This is a genomic window from Dolomitihabitans soli (genome assembly GCF_022213955.1).
Taxonomy (GTDB): Bacteria; Actinomycetota; Actinomycetes; order Streptosporangiales; family Streptosporangiaceae; genus Streptosporangium_A; species Streptosporangium_A soli.
Map to the genome: position 1 here is coordinate 210,047 of NZ_JAKNTW010000004.1, position 15,772 is coordinate 225,818.

A 15,772-nucleotide genomic window follows, 5' to 3' on the forward strand; every position below is an offset into this window, starting at 1 on the left:
CCTCAGATCTTCTCCCGGTGCCGCCCGGTCCGCCGCTCGCGGGTGAACCGCGTCACCACGAACCAGACCAGGGCCAGCGCGCAGACGACGATCACGGCCTTGGACAGCACCCCGGCGTACTCCTCGACCACGCCCCAGTTCTCGCCGAGCAGATAGCCCGCCATCACGAAGATCGTGTTCCAGATCAAGCTGCCCAGCGTGGTGAACAGGAGGAACTTCGTCATCGGCATGCGCTGGACACCGGCGGGGACCGAGATGAGGCTGCGGAAGATGGGGATCATCCGGCCGAAGAACACGGTCTTCACCCCGTGCCGGGCGAACCACGCCTCCGTCTTCTCGATGTCGGCGATCTTCACCAGTGGCAGCTTCGAGGCGATCGCGATCGTCCGGTCACGGCCGAGCAGTGCGCCGACGCCGTACAGGGCGAGCGCGCCGAGGACCGAACCGATCGTGGTCCACAGGATCGCGCCCACCAGGCTGAGGTCGCCCCTGCTCGCCGCGAATCCCGCCAGCGGCAGGATGACCTCGCTCGGCAGGGGCGGGAAGAGGTTCTCCAGCGCGATGGCGAGACCCGCGCCGGGTTCGCCCATCTGCTCCATGAGGCCGATCGCCCACCCGGCGATCCCCCCTATTTCCGTGTTAACCGTGTCCATGGCACAAACGATATTGAACGTTTCGTGTGGTTGGGGATGCGGTGCGCCACCGGTTCCCCGAAGCACCACCTCAGGAAGGGGGTGCGGAAAACCTCAGGGCCGGGGCATCCTTCGGAGGATCGTGGATACGGCACGCGGCCCTCATGCTACGCGAGGATGTCCTGAATGCGACCTCAGAGGGGGTCCCGACGTGCTCGACGCCTCCCGATTCGGCGCGGCCCGCCGGGGAACGGAGGTCACGTCGCCGGGGGATCCTCGGTGGCGGGCATCGTGAAGAATCTCAGGAACACCGGCCGCGCGCCGGGGGACGCCTCCTCCGATGAGCGGCCGAACCTGGACAACAGTTCCATGTACGCCTCGAAGAACTCGGCCAGTTCCCGCTGGGTCAGGTGGGTGAGCCCCCGGGACGCCTTCGCCCACTCCCCGTATCTGCGATGGTCCGCGAAGAAGCGCTGGGCGAGCGCCACCTCCTCGTCGATCTTGAACTCGGTGATCTCATCGAGGATCTTCTGTGACTCCTCGTCCACCTCGTCCGGTGAGGGCCACCTCAGGTCCCGGCTGACCTGCCGCCACCAGCGCTCCCGCCCGGCCGAGCGCTCGGGGATCTCCTCGATGAAGCCGTGGTGCTCCAGCTGGCGCAGGTGATAGCTGAGCGTCCCCGTGTTCTCCCCGAGGGCGTGGGCCAGGGTGGTGGACGTGGCCGGGCCGTGCACGCCGAGATGGCGGAGGATCCGCTGGCGCAGCGGATGACCGAGCGCCTTCAGCGCACCTGGATCACTGAGCGTTCGCATCGCTTTTCTGTCCCCCACGACGATCAGCGTACATCGAGCCCGTACAGTTTTGCGGAGTTTTCTATGCAGAATTTATTCTGCAATACTCCGACGCGTGACGAACGGAACGCCGACCCGGCCGACCGCCTCGCCGGAGGCCACGGCACCACGGAACCGCCCTGCTCACGCCGCCGGACCGGCGACGTCGGCACGGTCGCCCCGGACCGCCACAGCCAGGACTTGCGGGAACGAGAAACACGGGAGTGAACGACGATGACGGCATCACCCGGGGACGGCGACGCCTCCGCCACAGCCAGACACCGATCCTTCGCCGCCGGACTGACGGCTCTGGGCGTGCTTGTGCTGATCGCCATCGGGGCCATCTGGGACATCACCCCTTCATCGGTGAGCCCGGCCGGCGCACCGGCCCGGGAGTTCAGCGCTCAACGAGCCCTGACCCAGATCGAGAACTTCGCGACCAAGCCGCACCCGATGGGCACGGCCGAGCACGGACGCGTCCGCGAATACCTCGTCAACGAGTTGCGCCGGCTGGGGCTGCGGCCCGAGGTCCACGAGGCGGTGGGCGTCGCGCCGCGCACCGAGCAGGGGTCCCCCGCCACCACCGGCCGCGTCTTCAACATCGTGACCGTGATCCCCGGCACCGCTCCCACCGGGCGGGTCTTCGTCACGGCGCACTACGACTCGGTCCCGGAGGGGCCGGGCGCCAACGACGACGGAGCCGGTACGGCGAGCGCGATCGAAACGGCCAGGGCGCTGACCGCGAGCGGCACACGGCTGCGCAACGACGTCGTGTTCCTCATCACCGACGGCGAGGAGCCCGGTCTCCTCGGCGCGGAGGCGTTCGTCGCCGGGCACCCGCTCGCCAAGGGCAGCAGCGTCGTGATCAACAACGAGGCACGTGGGGCGAAGGGCCCGGTTCTGATGTTCCGGTCCACCACGCCCAACTCCGGCCTGATCTCCACGTTCGGATCGGCGGCGCCTCAGCCGGTGGCCGATTCCGCCTTCGCCGAGCTGATGCGGCTGCTCCCCAACGACACCGACTTCACGGCCTTCAAACCCGGAGGAATGGCCGTCCTCGACTCCGCGTACGCCAACGCGGGCACCTACTACCACAGCGTGCTCGACGACCCGGCGCACGTCGACCTGGCGACGTTGCAGCAGATGGGCGACAACACGCTGGCCCTCGCGCGAGCGTTCGGCGGAGCCGATCTCGCGCGGCTGACCGCCGGTCACGACCTGGTCTACTTCAACCTCCCGCCCGGTCTCCTGGTCCGCTATCCGACCTGGACGGCGACCCTGCTGGGCGTCGTCGCCCTGTCGGCGGCCCTGGGACTGATCTTCCTGGCGCGCCGCCGGGGTGTGGTCACGCTGCGGCGGACGCTCCTCGCGACCGCGCTCGGCCTGATCCCGCTCGGGCTCGCGGTGGGCGTCGGCAGCGTCTTCTGGGACCTGATCAAGACGATCAGGCCCGAACTCGGCGGGACCGCGACCACGACGCCGTACCAGCCGGAGGCGTTCTACTTCGCCGTGCTGGCGCTCGCGGGCACGATCACGGTCGCGTGGTATGCCCTGCTGCGCCGTCGCCTCGGCGCCGCGGAACTGGCACTGGGCATGCTGACCTGGGCGGCCTTGATGTCGTTCGGGCTCGGCATCGTGTCGCCGGGGGCCTCGCACCTGGCCGCGTGGCCCGCGCTGGGGGCGGCGCTCGGCGGACTCGCCGCCCTCCGCTGCCCGCCGCGATGGCGTGTCGTGGCACTCGCCGCGGGACTCGTCCCGGCCGCGCTCATCCTGGCCCCGGGCGCGTGGAACGTCCTGCCGACGGGCCTGAAGTACGTCGGCTACGCCGTCATGCCGCTGACGGTCCTGCTCTGCGGGCTGCTGCTGCCGCTGGCCGAGACCGTCTGGCCCCGCCGGCGTTCCCCGCTGGTCCCCCTGACGGCCCTGGCCGTCTCGATCGCCCTGCTGGCGACGGGCCTGATGACCGAGCGAGTCGACAAGGACCACCCGAGGCGGACCAGCCTCGCGTACGGCCTGGACGCCGACACGGGGAAGGCCGTCTGGCTCACCTCGAAGGCGCCCGATACGTGGGCACGCCGCTTCGGCGGGGTCGATCCGCCCGGGCGCCCGGCCGAGCTGTGGGGCGACGACAAACTGCTCGCTCCGGCGGACGCCGCCGCGCTGCCGGCCCCCTCGTTCAAGGTGCGCGCGGACAGAACCCGGGACGGCGTGCGCACCCTGCGCGTCCTGATCCGTACCGAACGCGGAGCCGACGCCGTCGGGCTGCGGGTGGACGGTGACACCGCCACCCTGCGCTCGCTGACCGTCGAGGGCCGCCCCATCACGGCGCATCCCGAAGCGGGATTCATCTTCTACGCCCCCGGAACGGAATGGGTCGAGGCTTCCCTGGCCTTCCCGGCCGGCGCTGGGACCGTCCGGCTGCGAATCACGGACGTGAGCTCCTCGCCCGGCGCGCTGTCGGGCCTCCCGGGCTTCATCGCGCCGCCGGAGTGGCTGTTCCTCGGCGATACGGAACTCTCCGTCACCAAGACGCATGCCGTGTGACGGCCGTCCCCCTCCGTCGGGACGTCACGCAGCTGAGCACGCCCGGCTCCAGTCGGAGCCGGGCGTGCCGGTTCGTGAAGGGCACACCGTTCCCGGCGGGCGAACATCAATTTGCGTGGGCGATCTTTGCGCAAAGGTCAGCTGGTCCGGGACCACTCCCTCAGGGCCGGATCAGCGCCCGGCGCAGCGCCCACACCCCCGCCGAGAACAGAACCGCGGCGAAGCCGGCGAGGACGCCGAGTTGCGGCAGGATCCCGGTGACGCCCGCGCCGTGCCGTACCAGCTCGGCGAAGCCCTCGTAGCCCCAGGCGTGCGGGGTGAAGCGGGCCACGGACCGCATCGTCTCGCCGAGCGACTCCAGGGGGACCATCGTGCCACCCGCCCCCGCCAGGCCCATCCCGATGATCAGTGCGGCCGACGACACGGGACCCTCCTTGTCGAAGAGCGAGCCGAGCAGCATCGCGGCTCCCCCGCCCACCATGGCGAAGAGGACGAGCAACGCCGCCGCGCCCAGCGGATCGCCCCAGTCGACGCCGAACAGCAACGCCGAGCCGAGCATGATCAGCAAACCCTGCGCGAGGGCGATGAACAGCCGGCCGAGCGCCTCCCCCGCCACCAGGGTCCTGGCCGGAGTCGGCGTCGCGTACATCCGCCGCGCGATGCCGGAACGCCTGAGCGCGACGAGTCCGACCGCCGCGGTCAGCGAGGACAGGAAGGTGTAGAGCAGTACCAGGGACGGCGCGGAGACCGAGAACGCGCCGAGCCCCTCGGGGAAGATCGCCTCTCCGGCCGTGGAGACCTTCACCTCCACACCGGGCGCCTCCGCCCTCCTGGCCGCCGCCAGGCTCTCGTCGAACGGGCCGAGCCGGGCGGCGCGCAGCACCGCGGCCTCCTGCGGGACGACCGAGCGCACCCACGCGGTCAGGTCGAGGGACCGCAGATCGCTCGCGCGGGAGAGGTAGCGCACCTCGGCCCCGCCGCCGCCGCGCAGCCCGGCGTCGTAGCCCGCCGGGATCAGCAGCCCGCCCTGGACCTCACCGCGTTCGACCGCCTGGCGCAACGCGTCCGCGCCGCCGAACGGCTCGACGGCGACCCGCTCCCCCTTCGTGAGCGCCGTCACCAGGTCGCGGGCCAACGGTCCCTGGTCACCACCCGCGACCCCCAGCCTGAGTTGCTGACCGGGACCGAACAGCAGCCCCATCACGAAGATCATCAGGAACGGCATAGCGATCATGAAGAACGCGTTGGTCCGCTCGCTGAACGTCCTGCGCAGGTTCATGCCCGCGATGATCCAGACCTTCATACCCGCATCAACCTTCCGATCCTGACCGTGGCCAGCGCGCCGCCGAGTACGGCGAAGCACAGGAGCACCGCCACCGGGACCAGGACCTCCCCGGCCGAACCGCCGCCCGCCAGGTCGGCGAGGCCGCGAAGGAACCAGTGGTGCGGCGTGAGGCTCGCGACCGCGGCGAACCCGCCGAGCTGCGCCACCGGGAACAACGCGCCGCCGAACAGCCCCAAAACCATCGCCAGCCCCGACAGCCGGTTCGACGCCTCCTCTGAGGTGCGGGAGAAGGCCGCGACCGCGCCCGTCAGCCCGGTGACGGCGAGCACCCCCGCCACCACCAGGGCGGCCACGCCGAGCGGGTCTCCCCAGCGCGCCCCCAGCAGCAGGGTGGAGGCGACGACCAGGATCGCCATCCCCGCCACGGCGGCCACCACGCCGCCGAGCAGTTTGCCCGCCAGGATCGCGTGCCGGGAGACCGGCGCGGCCAGCAGCCTGGCCAGGGTGCCCGCGCTCCGCTCGTCGAGAATTCCGGTCGCGCCGAACATGACGGCGAAGAAGAGGAAGAACACCGCCATGCCCGCCGCGTGGTACGTGGTGGTGTCGAGCTGCCTGGTCACCGCCGACGCGTCGTCCACCAGCGTCAGAGGCGCGGGAGGGAGATCGCGGGCCGTGCCGTCGGGTGACGCCAGGCGCAGGGAACGCAGCTCGGTCGCGTACGCCTGGGCGGCCTCGCGGGCGACCTGGACCGCGATCGGCGCGTCGACGTCGCCGACCACCTCCAGGGTCGTCGCCCGGCCCGCCCCGACGGCCGCGGAGAACCCCTCCGGGATCACGAACACCGCGTCGAGCTCCCCCCGCTCGGTGCGGCTCCTGCCCTCCTCCCGCGAGGTCACCGCGTGCAGGGTGATCAGCCCCTGCGCCGCCATCGGACGCAGCACACCGGTCACGAACCGGGTGGCCGCCGGGCCGCGATCCTGGTCCGCCACGCCGTACCGGGCGCCGAGCCGATCCCCGCCGCCGCCGCCCAGCACCAGGTTGAACATGAACGCCAGGCCCAGCGGGAGCACGACCGCGTAGACCAGCAGCGTGCTGTCCCGCGAGCGCAGCCACAGATCCTTGGCCAAGATGATCATCATTGTGCGCATCGTCAGTCCCTCAACGCCCGTCCGGTCAGATGCAGGAAGACCGCCTCCAGATCCGGCTCGCGGACCTCCACCGAGCCGACCGACGCCCCCGTCCCCGTGACCGCCGCCAGGATGCGCGGCAGCACCGCCCGCGCGTCACGCACGAGCAGCTCGACACCGTCCTCCCGCTCGCTCACCTCCCCGGCCTCCGCGATCGCCGCGAGAGCCCGTACGGCGGCGCCCAGATCGCCCTCGGCCCGCAGGGTCACCTGGTCGCGTTCGCCGACCAGGGCGACCAGCTCCCGCCGGGTGCCCTCGGCCCGCATCCTGCCCCCGTCGAGGATGCCCACCCGATCGCACAGCCGCTCGGCCTCCTCCATGTAGTGGGTGGTGTAGAGGACCGCGACGCCGTCGGCCGTCAGCCGCCGCACCGCGTCGAAGATGGCGTTTCGGCTCTGCGGGTCGACGCCGGCCGTCGGCTCGTCAAGGATGAGCAACCGGGGCCGGTTGAGCAGGCCGGCCGCGATGTTGAGCCGGCGCGCCATCCCACCGGAGTAGGTCCCCACCAGGTCGTCGCCGCGACCGGTCAGCCCGACGAGCTCCAGCACCTCCGCCGCCCTGCGACCGGCCTCCTCGCGCGCCAGGCCGTGCAGCCGGGCGAAGAACCGCAGGTTCCGCCTGCCGGTGAGGTCGGGGTAGAGGGCCGGCTCCTGCGGCACATAGCCGATCATCGCCTTGGTGCGCCGGCCGGCGGGATGGTGCCGCTGTCCCCCGACGCGCACCTCCCCGCCGTCGCGGCCGAGGACCCCGGCGATCATCGAGATCGCGGTGGTCTTGCCCGCGCCGTTGGGACCGAGCAGACCATATGTCTCGCCTTCTCCGACCGAGAAGCCGAGCCCGTCCACGGCGAGGGTCTCGCCGAAGCTCTTGCACAGGCCGCTGACCTCCAGCACTGCCATCTCATCTCCTTTCAGGCAGGGTTGCGGATCGGCATGTCACGAACGAAGGCCCAGGTCAGCAGCAACGCCACCAGGAAGGCACCGGCTGCGGTGAGCACCACCATCCCCGTCGTCTCCGGCAGGGGGAGAGCCAGCCGCCCGCTGACGAGCGGGATCAAGCGTGGGGCGCCGACGGTGCTCTGCAGCGGAACGGCCAAGGCGACGGCGACCGGGATCAGCAGCACGCCCCCTGCGCCCAGCCGGTAGAACGCCGCACCCAGCAACGCGCCGGCCGCCAGCCAGACCATGAAGTGGGCCCAGTGCTCCACGAACACCAGCGGCAGGTCACCCGTAGCGGCGAAGAGGTGCTCGTCGGAGAGCGCGTGCGGCCATCCGCCCACGCCGTACAGCCAGCCCTCGAGGACGTAGCCAAGGGTCATCAGCACCGCGAGCACCGGAGCGAAGACCAGGAGGAAGAGGGCGGCCTGACCGGCGAAGGCGCGGCGCGTCCGGCCGTGCGCGATGTAGACCGGCAGGAACATGCGGATGAGGTAGACGCCCACGAAGAGCGCGTACCAGCGCGGGAACTGCATCGCCTTCTCCCACACGCTGGACGTGAGATCCCCCCAGGTGCCGATGCCGAGCGCGATGCACGCGATGACGACGAGGAGGGCCAGATACAGACCGCCGCCGACGAACAGGTTGGCCAGCAGCAACCGGCTGGGAAAGACCAGGCGTCCGCGGCTCATTCCGCCTCCTCCGTCTTCGCGGTCAGGTGCACGAACAGGTCCTGCAGCGCGACGGGCCCGAGTTCGAGCCCCGCCTCGACCGCCTTCCTGCGCTCCGTCTCGCCCATCTCGCCGTAGACCATCGCGGACCTCGTACGGCCGAGCCGTTTGTCGCCCAGCACCGTCAGCCCGGCCACGAACCGGTCGACGACCTCCTCGGGCCCGGTGACCGACACACCGCGCGAACGCAGGGTGTCGGTGTCCTCCTGGAGGACCAGCCGCCCCCTGTCGATGATCAGTACCTCCTCGAACAACGCGTTCACCTCCTCGATCAGATGGGTGGACATGATGACCGTGCGGGGGTTGGCCATGAAGTCGGCCAGCAGTTCCTCGTAGAAGGCGTAGCGCGACGGCGCGTCCATCCCCAGGTAGGACTCGTCGAACATGGTCACAGGGGCCCTGGATGCCAGGCCGAGCGTGACCCCGAGCGCGGACCGCTTGCCCAGCGAGAGCTGCTCGACGTTCTTGCCGCGCGGCACCTCGAACCGGTCGAGCAGCCGGGCGGCATACTCACCGTCCCAGTTCGGCCGCAACGCCTCGGCGAAGTAGAACGCGTCGTCCGCGGTGCCGACGCCAGCCGCCTCTCCTGCTTCCCTGATCAGGCAGACCTGCGAGGTGACCGGGGCGTTCTCCCACACCGGCCGGCCGCCGACCAGGGCGCGCCCCGCGGTGGCCTTCCGGAACGCCGCCAGTATCGTCAGCAGGCTGGTCTTTCCGGACCCGTTCCGGCCGAGCAGGCCGTAGATCTTCCCGCCGCCGAGGGAGAACGTCAGGCCGTCGAGGGCCTTGGTGCTGCCGTAGTCGAGCCGCAGGGCCTCGGTCTCGATGCTCAGCGTCACCGCCCCTCCTCCTTCGCGTGCCCGCTGATCCTGGCGACGACCTCGTCGAGCGGGATGCCGATGGCCCTCGCCTCGGCGACCATCGGGTCCACCACGTCGGCGAAGAAACTCTTCCGCCGGTCGTCTCGTAAGGCCTCGCGGGCCGTCGGGCTGACGAACATGCCGATACCTCGCTTCTTGTAAAGGACGCCCTCGTCCACGAGCTGCTGGAACGCCTTCGCGGCTGTCGCGGGGTTGATGCGGTAGAACGCGGCGTACTGGTTGGTCGACATGACCTGCTCGTCGCCGTCGAGCACCCCGCTCAGCACGTCGGCCTTGATCTGGTCGGCGATCTGCCGGTAGATCGGGCTCCGGTCGTCGAACATGGCACCTCTCTGGTTCATTACTTCACTAACGAACCATAGCGCCGAAAGTTCCCCGCAACAACGGGGGCAAAGGAGATCAGGCGGCGACGAAGACGGTCTCGCCGGGCACGACCTCGGCGCGACCTGCGGTGACGGTGGCGATCCAGGCCCGGAATCCGTCCAGGTCCTGCTCCCGCACACCAGCCTCGATCGTGACGAAGGCGCCGTAACCGACCTCCCGCACGTCGTACGGCGAGGCGTGCAGGTCGTTCTCCAGCCGGCCGGCGTACGCGTGGCCGATCCGTACGGTCACCACCCGGGCCGGGACCATCTCGACGGCGGCCACGGAGTCCAGCGCCTCCCCCACCGCCCTGCCGTACGCGCGCACCAGGCCGCCCGCGCCGAGCAGCACCCCGCCGAAGTGGCGGGTCACCACGGCCACGGTGTCGCTGTAGCCACGCCGCAGCAGGGTCTCCAGCATCGGCGTGCCCGCCGTCCCGCCCGGCTCGCCGTCGTCGTCTCCCCGCTGGAGGTGCCGGTCGCCGCCGATCACGTACGCCGAGCAGTGATGGCTCGCGCCCGGCTGCAGCCGCCTGCGTCCCTCGACGAAGGCCCGCGCCTCACCCTCGCTCGCCACACTCGCCACCGCGCACACGAACCGCGAGCGGCGCACCTCGATCTCGTGCTCGGCGGGTCGTCGTGGGGTGAGGTACGGCGTGGCCATCGGGCCAGGTTATCGCTCCGGCCCGGCGCCTTTACAAAGTAGATCCGTTATCGTCGTCGCGGGCCAGTTCGTGGGCGAGTTCCTCAAGCTCGGCCCCGCCCGCCATCAGGGTCGTCAGTTCCTCTTTGGTGATCTCGGCCTTGGCGTGCTCACCGAGGCTCCTGCCCCGGTTGAGCAGCAGGAACCTGTCGCCCACCGGGTAGGCGTGGTGCGGGTTGTGGGTGATGAAGACCACGCCGAGCCCGCGATCGCGCGCCCTGGCCACGTAGCGCAGCACCACGCCCGCCTGCTTGACGCCCAGCGCCGAGGTGGGCTCGTCGAGGATCAGCGCCCGCGCGCCGAAGTGGACGGCGCGGGCGATCGCCACCGACTGGCGCTCGCCACCGGACAGCGTGCCGACCGGCTGGTCCACGTCACGGATGTCGATGCCCATCGCACGCAGTTCCTCGCGGGCGATCCGCCTGGCCGCCGCGCGGTCGAACCGGCGCAGCGGGCCCGAGCCGCGCGTCGGCTCCGACCCGAGGAAGAAGTTCCGCCACACCGACATCAGCGGGATCATCGCCAGGTCCTGGAAGACGGTCGCGATGCCCCGGTCCAGGGCCTCGCGCGGCCCGGCGAAACGCACCGGCTCGCCGTCCACCAGATACTCCCCCTCGTCCGGGGGGTGGACTCCCGAGAGAATCTTGATCAGGGTCGACTTGCCCGCGCCGTTGTCACCCAGGACACAGGTGACCCGCCCGGCCTCGACGGTGAGCGAGACGTCGCGCAGGGCGATCACACCGCCGAACGCCTTGCCGACGCCGCGTGTCTCGATCAGGGGCGGCCGCGCGCTCAATGCCGTACCTCCTCGGCGTACCTGCGGACCAGGCGGTTGGCCAGTGTGGCCAGCAGCAGCATGGCGCCGAGGAAGAACTTGAACCAGTCGGCGTCCCAGCCCGCGAACACGATCCCCTTGTCGGCCATCCCGAAGATCACCGCGCCGATGGCGGCGCCGACGGCCGAGCCGTACCCGCCGGTCAGCAGGCAGCCGCCGATCACGGCGGCGATGATGTAGATGAACTCCTGCCCGAGACCCGCGTTGGCCTGCACCGAGGTGAATCTCAGCGCCAGGATCGAGCCGACCAGCCAGGCGGCCCCCGCGGTGGTCATGAACAGCAGGATCTTGGTGCGCTCCGCCGGGACGCCCACCGCCCTGGCCGCCCGGTCGTCGCCGCCGACCGCGAAGATCCAGTTGCCGGCCCTGGTGCGCATCAGCACCCAGGTGGCCAGCACGGTCACCGCGATCCACCACAGGATGGCCACCCGGAAGCCGGTGCCGCCGATCGTCACCGAATCCGCGAGAACCGCCCGCGCGCTCTCGAAACCGTCGGCCCTGCGCAGTCCGCTGACCTGGACGGTTCCGGTGAGCGCCTTGGTGACGCCCAGGTTGATCCCCTGGAGCATCAGGAAGGTGCCCAGGGTGACGATGAAGCTGGGCAGCCGGGTGCGGACCACGATCAGCCCGTTCAGGAAGCCGACCAGCAGGGCGACGGCCAGCCCGGCGAGCATCGCGGCCCAGACGTTCCAGCCGAAACGCGTGGCCAGGGTCACCAGGATCAGCCCGGTGGTGCCGGTGAGCACACCGGCCGAGAGGTTGAACTCCCCGCCGATCATCAGCAGCGCGACGGCCACCGCCATGATGCCCAGCGTCGAGGCCGGATCCAGCCAGTTGGCCACCCCGTCGACCGAGCGGAAGGTGGCCGACTGGCTCGCGAAGAACGCGAAGACCACGATCGCGCCGACCACCGCGCCCAGCTCGGGACGGATCAGCATACGGCGCAGGCGACCGGTGTCGGCCACCCGCTCGTCCACGGTGCCGGCGGTCACCTCGTCCCGCCCTCCGCGAGCTTGGCGACCTGCGCCGCGGTGTCCTTGGTGACGAAGCCCGGACCGGTGTTCACGGGCAGGCCGCCGCCCACGGTGTTCAGGTTCGTCTTGTGCAGGTGCAGGAAGGTGATGGGCAGCCAGCCCTGGAGGTACTGCTGCTGGTCCACCGCGAACAGGATCTCGCCGTCCTGGATGGCGGCGACCACGTCGGCGGACAGGTCGAAGGTGGCCAGCCGCGCCTTGGAGCCGCCGTCGGCGATCGCGTCGCGGGCGGCCACCGCGACGGCCGGGTTGAGCGCCAGCACCCCGTCGATCGCGGTGTCCGTCTGAAGTTTGGCAGTGATCTTGGAGGTGGCGTCCGCCAGGTTGCTCACGTCCACCTGCAGCCGCTCGACCGTGCCGCCCAGGCCCTCGGTCGCGCCGTTGCAGCGCTGGTCCAGGCCGATGTTGCCGGCCTCGTGGATGACGCACAGCAGCTTCTTCACGCCGTCCGCCTTGAGCTTCTCCCCCGCGCCGCGCCCGGCGACGTCCTCCGACTGGCCGACGTGGGTGATCGCGCCGAACTCCTTGCTGGCCGCCACGCCCGAGTTGATGGTGACGACCGGGATCCTCGCGGCCACGGCCTTGCCGATCGACTCCTTCAACGCGTCGGGGTTGGCCAGCGAGACCACGATGCCGTCGACCTTCTGGCTGACCGCCTGGTCGATGAGCTGGGACTGCCGGGCGGGGTCGCCGTCCCCCTGGTAGGTCACGCTCGCGCCGTACTGCCGGCCGGCGGCCTCGGCGCCGTTCTTGACCACGTCCCAGAACGAGTCGCCGGCCGCGCCGTGAGTGATCACCGAGTAGGTTCCCGCGCCTTCCGGCGCGGCCGCCGCGCTGGTGGCGGGCTCGCCGCCGGGTCCCGCGTCGTTCGAGCAGCCGCTCAGGGCAAGGGTGGTCAGCAGGCCCGCCGCGGCCAGCCATCTGCTTCGCCTCATCAGGTACCTCCGGGTCGTTCCGCGAGATCCCCCCGCCCCTGGTTTGTAACCGTGGCATTACCCACATGTCAACAATTTGTCGTGACATTAAGACTTAGCCAGGAGAGCAACGCCCGTCTTCGCTGGTAACGAGACGTGTTGAAGTGGGACGAACTACGCGTTGAGGCCTTCGCCAGAGCGGCCCCTGCGGGGTGGGACGCCAGAGAGGCTGGGCGACTCCGGCGCGACGTACGATCGCGCATCCCCGGGAGGTCTGCTCCGCACGCGATCTGTGCCGCTGCGGCGGGCCGCCGCCTTCAGTGAAAGATATGCAGAAAGAGGGACGCGCGGGCGGTACGGCCCCGGCCATCCTTCCGGCATGAACATCGTCGCCTCGTTCGTCATCGGCGCGGTCACCGCCGTCGCCCCTGCCACGACCACGCCGATATCGTGGCAGGACTGCGGAGACGGTCTGCAATGCGCGCAGATACAGGTGTCGGCCGACTGGGCTCGCGAATCAGGGCCGAAGGTCGCGATCGGTCTCGCCAAGCTGCCCGCCCAGGATCAGGCCGGTAAGAAAGGCGTGCTGCTGGTCAACACCGGTGGACCCGGCGAGCAGATCTCGCTGCTCCGTCAAGGAAAGAAATACTTCACAGACCTGACAAAATGGTTCGACGTGGTGATTTTCGACCCGCGGGGGTTCGGCAAGTCCGCTGTGATCAACTGCCCTGTCCCCGCGCCTTACGCCACCGAGTGGGTGTTTCCGAACAAGCCCGCTTACGACGCTTACGCCGCGAAGAATCGTACGTTTGGAAAAGCATGCGCCAAGGAGGCCGGTACGCTGTCGGGAAAACTCAACTCCTGGCAGATCGCGCACGACATGGAGGCGATCAGAAAGGCCCTCGGCCAGACCGAACTGACCTACCTGGGCAACTCGCACGGCACTGTGCTCGGGCAGGCCTACGCCGAGTTGTTCCCCCGAAAGATCGGCCGGATGTACCTCGACAGCGTGTGGGACCACACCACACCCGACCTGTACGAGTGGCTCCGGCCGCGCGCGCGGGCCCTGGAGGCCAACGCCGAACGCTTCGCCGCCTGGTGCGAGAGCACCGCGACCTGCGCGCTGCGCGGCAAGGACCCCCTGGCCGTCTGGGACGAGGTGATGGCCACGGCCCGCCGCGAGCCCATCCCCGCCCCCGAAGCCGGTCCCGACGTGCGGATCAGCGACACCCAGATCGCCTCCCGCGTCAACTTCACCTACCAGGCCACCTGGGAGCGCCTGGCCGCCGGACTCGCGCGGGCGCAGGCCGGTGACGCCTCGTTCTTCGCCAAGGTGGAAGGATTGCCGGACCCCGACCTGTCGCGCGTCGTCCTCTGCGCGGACCTGCCCTACCCCGGCTACGACAAGCTCAAGACGTTGGAGACCGCTCTGCGCCGCGATACGCCTCGCATCGGATGGCGGATGGTATGGCCGATGGCCAACCACTGCGCGGGCCTGCCGCCGACCAGGACGTACCCGCCCCACCCCATCAAGACACCGGGCCTGCCGCCCGTGCTCATCGCCAACGGCGAACACGACGACAACAGCCCGGCCGCCGACGGCCGCCGACTGGCCGCCCAGCTTCCCGGCGCCCGCTATCTGAAGGCCGTAGGGGGACATGCCCTCTACTTCTCCGGCCACCCGTGCGTACGCGAGCACGTGCACCGCTACCTGACCACGGGCACGATGCCGCCGCGCGGCACCTCCTGCGGACCGGCGAAGTAGCGAAGCCCCGTGTACGCCAGGGAGGGACTGCTCGTGCTCGCGGCCACGACCGTGCTCACCGCGTTCGCCATGCTCGACGGCGAGCCACCGCGACCCGGGTTCCCCCTCCTGGCGGCCGCCGGCCTCGCCGCGGCGCTGCCTCTGACACTGCGAGTACGCCTCCCGCTGGCGGGAGCGCTGCTGTCGGCAGCGGTGGCTCTCCTCGGCCTGGTGATATCAGGCTGGCCCGGCCGGCTGGTGACCATGGTCATGTTCGGCGCGGCGGCCTTCCACCTGCCGCGCCGCCCATGGCTCGTCATGAGCCTGTCCATCGCCTGGACCACCGGCTACGGCCTGCTCATACCGCAGGCCCACAAAGGGCTCTCGGTGGTCACCGACCTGGTCATCATGGGCGTGGCCCCGGTCGCGGTCGGCCACGCCCTGCGGCTGCACGGCGAACGGGCCGCACAGGCGGCGCGGTTCGACCACGCCGAGGCCAGGCGCGCCATGGCCGAGGAACGCGCCGGGCTCGCCCGCGACGTGCACGACAGCGTCGGCCACCACCTCACCGCGATCCGCATGCAGGCCATGGCCACCCGCCGGGCCTCGCGCGGCCAGGCGCCGGCCGCCGACAGGGCACTGGGCACCATCGCCGACCTGTCCTCCGCCGCGCTGAAAGAGGTGCGCGCCATGCTCGACACCCTGCGCGAGGAACCCGCCGGACCGGACCTGGAAGAGATCGAGGACCTGGCCCGGCGGCTCTCCACCCCGCACCTGCGGATCTCGGTCCACCGCGCCGGCCCCGGCACCCCGCTGCCACGCGGCGTGGGCCATACGGTCTACCGCGTCGTGCAGGAGGCGCTCACCAACGCCGCCCGCCACTCGGGAGCCACCAAGGTGGAGGTGCGGCTGCGGCACGGCCGGACCGCGGTGACGATCTCGATCACGGACGACGGCCGGGCCCGCGCCGGAGCGGAGGGGCGGGGCATCCGGGGCATGCGCGAACGCGTGCACCAGCATGGCGGCACGCTCACGGCGGGTCCCGGAGAGCATCACGGCTGGCTGGTGGAGGCCGTCGTGCCGCTCGCGGACGGCTCGGCATCGCCGAAGATCTGGCGCAGTCAGCCGGCACGACGCGAGGGGCCGGGATGACGG

The 15,772-nt window shown here is 70.7% G+C and carries 15 protein-coding genes; 3 read left to right on the top strand and 12 right to left on the bottom strand.

Features of this window, described 5'->3' with window-relative positions; all coding sequences use genetic code 11:
* Window positions 1-2 precede the first annotated feature (2 nt).
* Window positions 3-653 (bottom strand): DedA family protein, encoded by a 651-nt coding sequence (locus MBA17_RS10345; RefSeq protein WP_238496106.1) that lies wholly within the window; start codon window positions 651-653, stop codon window positions 3-5.
* A 236-nt stretch (window positions 654-889) separates the two neighbouring features.
* Entirely contained in the window at window positions 890-1,462 is a 573-nt protein-coding gene (locus tag MBA17_RS10350; protein ID WP_238496107.1) for a helix-turn-helix domain-containing protein, read from the bottom strand.
* A 234-nt stretch (window positions 1,463-1,696) separates the two neighbouring features.
* Between MBA17_RS10350 and MBA17_RS10355 the strand changes: the two genes are divergently transcribed.
* A complete protein-coding gene (locus tag MBA17_RS10355; RefSeq protein ID WP_238496108.1) occupies window positions 1,697-4,006 on the top strand; it encodes a M20/M25/M40 family metallo-hydrolase in 2,310 nt (769 codons plus the stop codon).
* A 160-nt stretch (window positions 4,007-4,166) separates the two neighbouring features.
* Here the strand turns inward: MBA17_RS10355 and MBA17_RS10360 are convergent, their stop codons facing one another.
* The 10 genes from MBA17_RS10360 to MBA17_RS10405 all read right to left on the bottom strand — a co-directional run bounded on the left by MBA17_RS10360 (window position 4,167) and on the right by MBA17_RS10405 (window position 12,894).
* Complete coding sequence (locus MBA17_RS10360) at window positions 4,167-5,309, bottom strand: ABC transporter permease (protein ID WP_238496109.1); 1,143 nt, start codon at window positions 5,307-5,309, stop codon at window positions 4,167-4,169.
* Window positions 5,306-6,430: an ABC transporter permease gene (locus MBA17_RS10365; RefSeq protein WP_238496110.1), complete on the bottom strand. Its 1,125-nt coding sequence runs from the start codon at window positions 6,428-6,430 to the stop codon at window positions 5,306-5,308. The genes MBA17_RS10360 and MBA17_RS10365 overlap by 4 nt, the downstream gene beginning before the upstream one ends.
* 11 nt (window positions 6,431-6,441) lie before the next feature.
* Complete coding sequence (locus MBA17_RS10370) at window positions 6,442-7,377, bottom strand: ABC transporter ATP-binding protein (protein WP_238496111.1); 936 nt, start codon at window positions 7,375-7,377, stop codon at window positions 6,442-6,444.
* Window positions 7,378-7,388: 11 nt separating this feature from the next.
* The gene (locus MBA17_RS10375; RefSeq protein WP_238496112.1) at window positions 7,389-8,105 is read right to left on the bottom strand and encodes a hypothetical protein; all 717 of its coding nucleotides are present in this window, start codon (window positions 8,103-8,105) and stop codon (window positions 7,389-7,391) included.
* Complete coding sequence (locus MBA17_RS10380; protein WP_238496113.1) at window positions 8,102-8,983, bottom strand: ATP-binding cassette domain-containing protein; 882 nt, start codon at window positions 8,981-8,983, stop codon at window positions 8,102-8,104. Before MBA17_RS10380 ends, MBA17_RS10375 begins: the two co-directional genes overlap by 4 nt.
* Window positions 8,980-9,348 carry a GntR family transcriptional regulator gene (locus tag MBA17_RS10385; RefSeq protein ID WP_238496114.1) on the bottom strand — a complete coding sequence of 123 codons (369 nt, stop codon included), beginning with the start codon at window positions 9,346-9,348 and terminating at the stop codon, window positions 8,980-8,982. The genes MBA17_RS10380 and MBA17_RS10385 overlap by 4 nt, the downstream gene beginning before the upstream one ends.
* 76 nt (window positions 9,349-9,424) lie before the next feature.
* Complete coding sequence (locus MBA17_RS10390) at window positions 9,425-10,051, bottom strand: IMPACT family protein (protein ID WP_238496115.1); 627 nt, start codon at window positions 10,049-10,051, stop codon at window positions 9,425-9,427.
* Between the two features lie 31 nt (window positions 10,052-10,082).
* Window positions 10,083-10,886 (bottom strand): ATP-binding cassette domain-containing protein, encoded by an 804-nt coding sequence (locus tag MBA17_RS10395; RefSeq protein WP_238496116.1) that lies wholly within the window; start codon window positions 10,884-10,886, stop codon window positions 10,083-10,085.
* Window positions 10,883-11,917 carry an ABC transporter permease gene (locus MBA17_RS10400; RefSeq protein WP_238496117.1) on the bottom strand — a complete coding sequence of 345 codons (1,035 nt, stop codon included), beginning with the start codon at window positions 11,915-11,917 and terminating at the stop codon, window positions 10,883-10,885. The genes MBA17_RS10395 and MBA17_RS10400 overlap by 4 nt, the downstream gene beginning before the upstream one ends.
* Entirely contained in the window at window positions 11,914-12,894 is a 981-nt protein-coding gene (locus MBA17_RS10405; RefSeq protein WP_238496118.1) for a sugar ABC transporter substrate-binding protein, read from the bottom strand. Before MBA17_RS10405 ends, MBA17_RS10400 begins: the two co-directional genes overlap by 4 nt.
* A gap of 358 nt (window positions 12,895-13,252) precedes the next feature.
* Between MBA17_RS10405 and MBA17_RS10410 the strand changes: the two genes are divergently transcribed.
* On the top strand, window positions 13,253-14,638 hold the full coding sequence (locus MBA17_RS10410) for an alpha/beta hydrolase (RefSeq protein ID WP_238496119.1): 1,386 nt from the start codon (window positions 13,253-13,255) through the stop codon (window positions 14,636-14,638).
* Window positions 14,639-14,647: 9 nt separating this feature from the next.
* Window positions 14,648-15,769, top strand: a complete 1,122-nt coding sequence (locus MBA17_RS50335) for a sensor histidine kinase (protein WP_238496120.1) — start codon at window positions 14,648-14,650, stop codon at window positions 15,767-15,769.
* Window positions 15,770-15,772: the final 3 nt, after the last annotated feature.

Bases quoted from the DNA above. Each gene is read 5' to 3' on its own strand.
- MBA17_RS10355 (WP_238496108.1), top strand. From the start codon at position 1,697: ATGACGGCATCACCCGGGGACGGCGACGCCTCCGCCACAGCCAGACAC.
- MBA17_RS10375 (WP_238496112.1), bottom strand. From the start codon at position 8,105: ATGAGCCGCGGACGCCTGGTCTTTCCCAGCCGGTTGCTGCTGGCCAAC.
- MBA17_RS10365 (WP_238496110.1), bottom strand. From the start codon at position 6,430: ATGATGATCATCTTGGCCAAGGATCTGTGGCTGCGCTCGCGGGACAGC.
- MBA17_RS10385 (WP_238496114.1), bottom strand. From the start codon at position 9,348: ATGTTCGACGACCGGAGCCCGATCTACCGGCAGATCGCCGACCAGATC.
- MBA17_RS10370 (WP_238496111.1), bottom strand. From the start codon at position 7,377: ATGGCAGTGCTGGAGGTCAGCGGCCTGTGCAAGAGCTTCGGCGAGACC.
- MBA17_RS10410 (WP_238496119.1), top strand. From the start codon at position 13,253: ATGAACATCGTCGCCTCGTTCGTCATCGGCGCGGTCACCGCCGTCGCC.
- MBA17_RS10345 (WP_238496106.1), bottom strand. From the start codon at position 653: ATGGACACGGTTAACACGGAAATAGGGGGGATCGCCGGGTGGGCGATC.
- MBA17_RS10405 (WP_238496118.1), bottom strand. From the start codon at position 12,894: ATGAGGCGAAGCAGATGGCTGGCCGCGGCGGGCCTGCTGACCACCCTT.
- MBA17_RS10390 (WP_238496115.1), bottom strand. From the start codon at position 10,051: ATGGCCACGCCGTACCTCACCCCACGACGACCCGCCGAGCACGAGATC.
- MBA17_RS10360 (WP_238496109.1), bottom strand. From the start codon at position 5,309: ATGAAGGTCTGGATCATCGCGGGCATGAACCTGCGCAGGACGTTCAGC.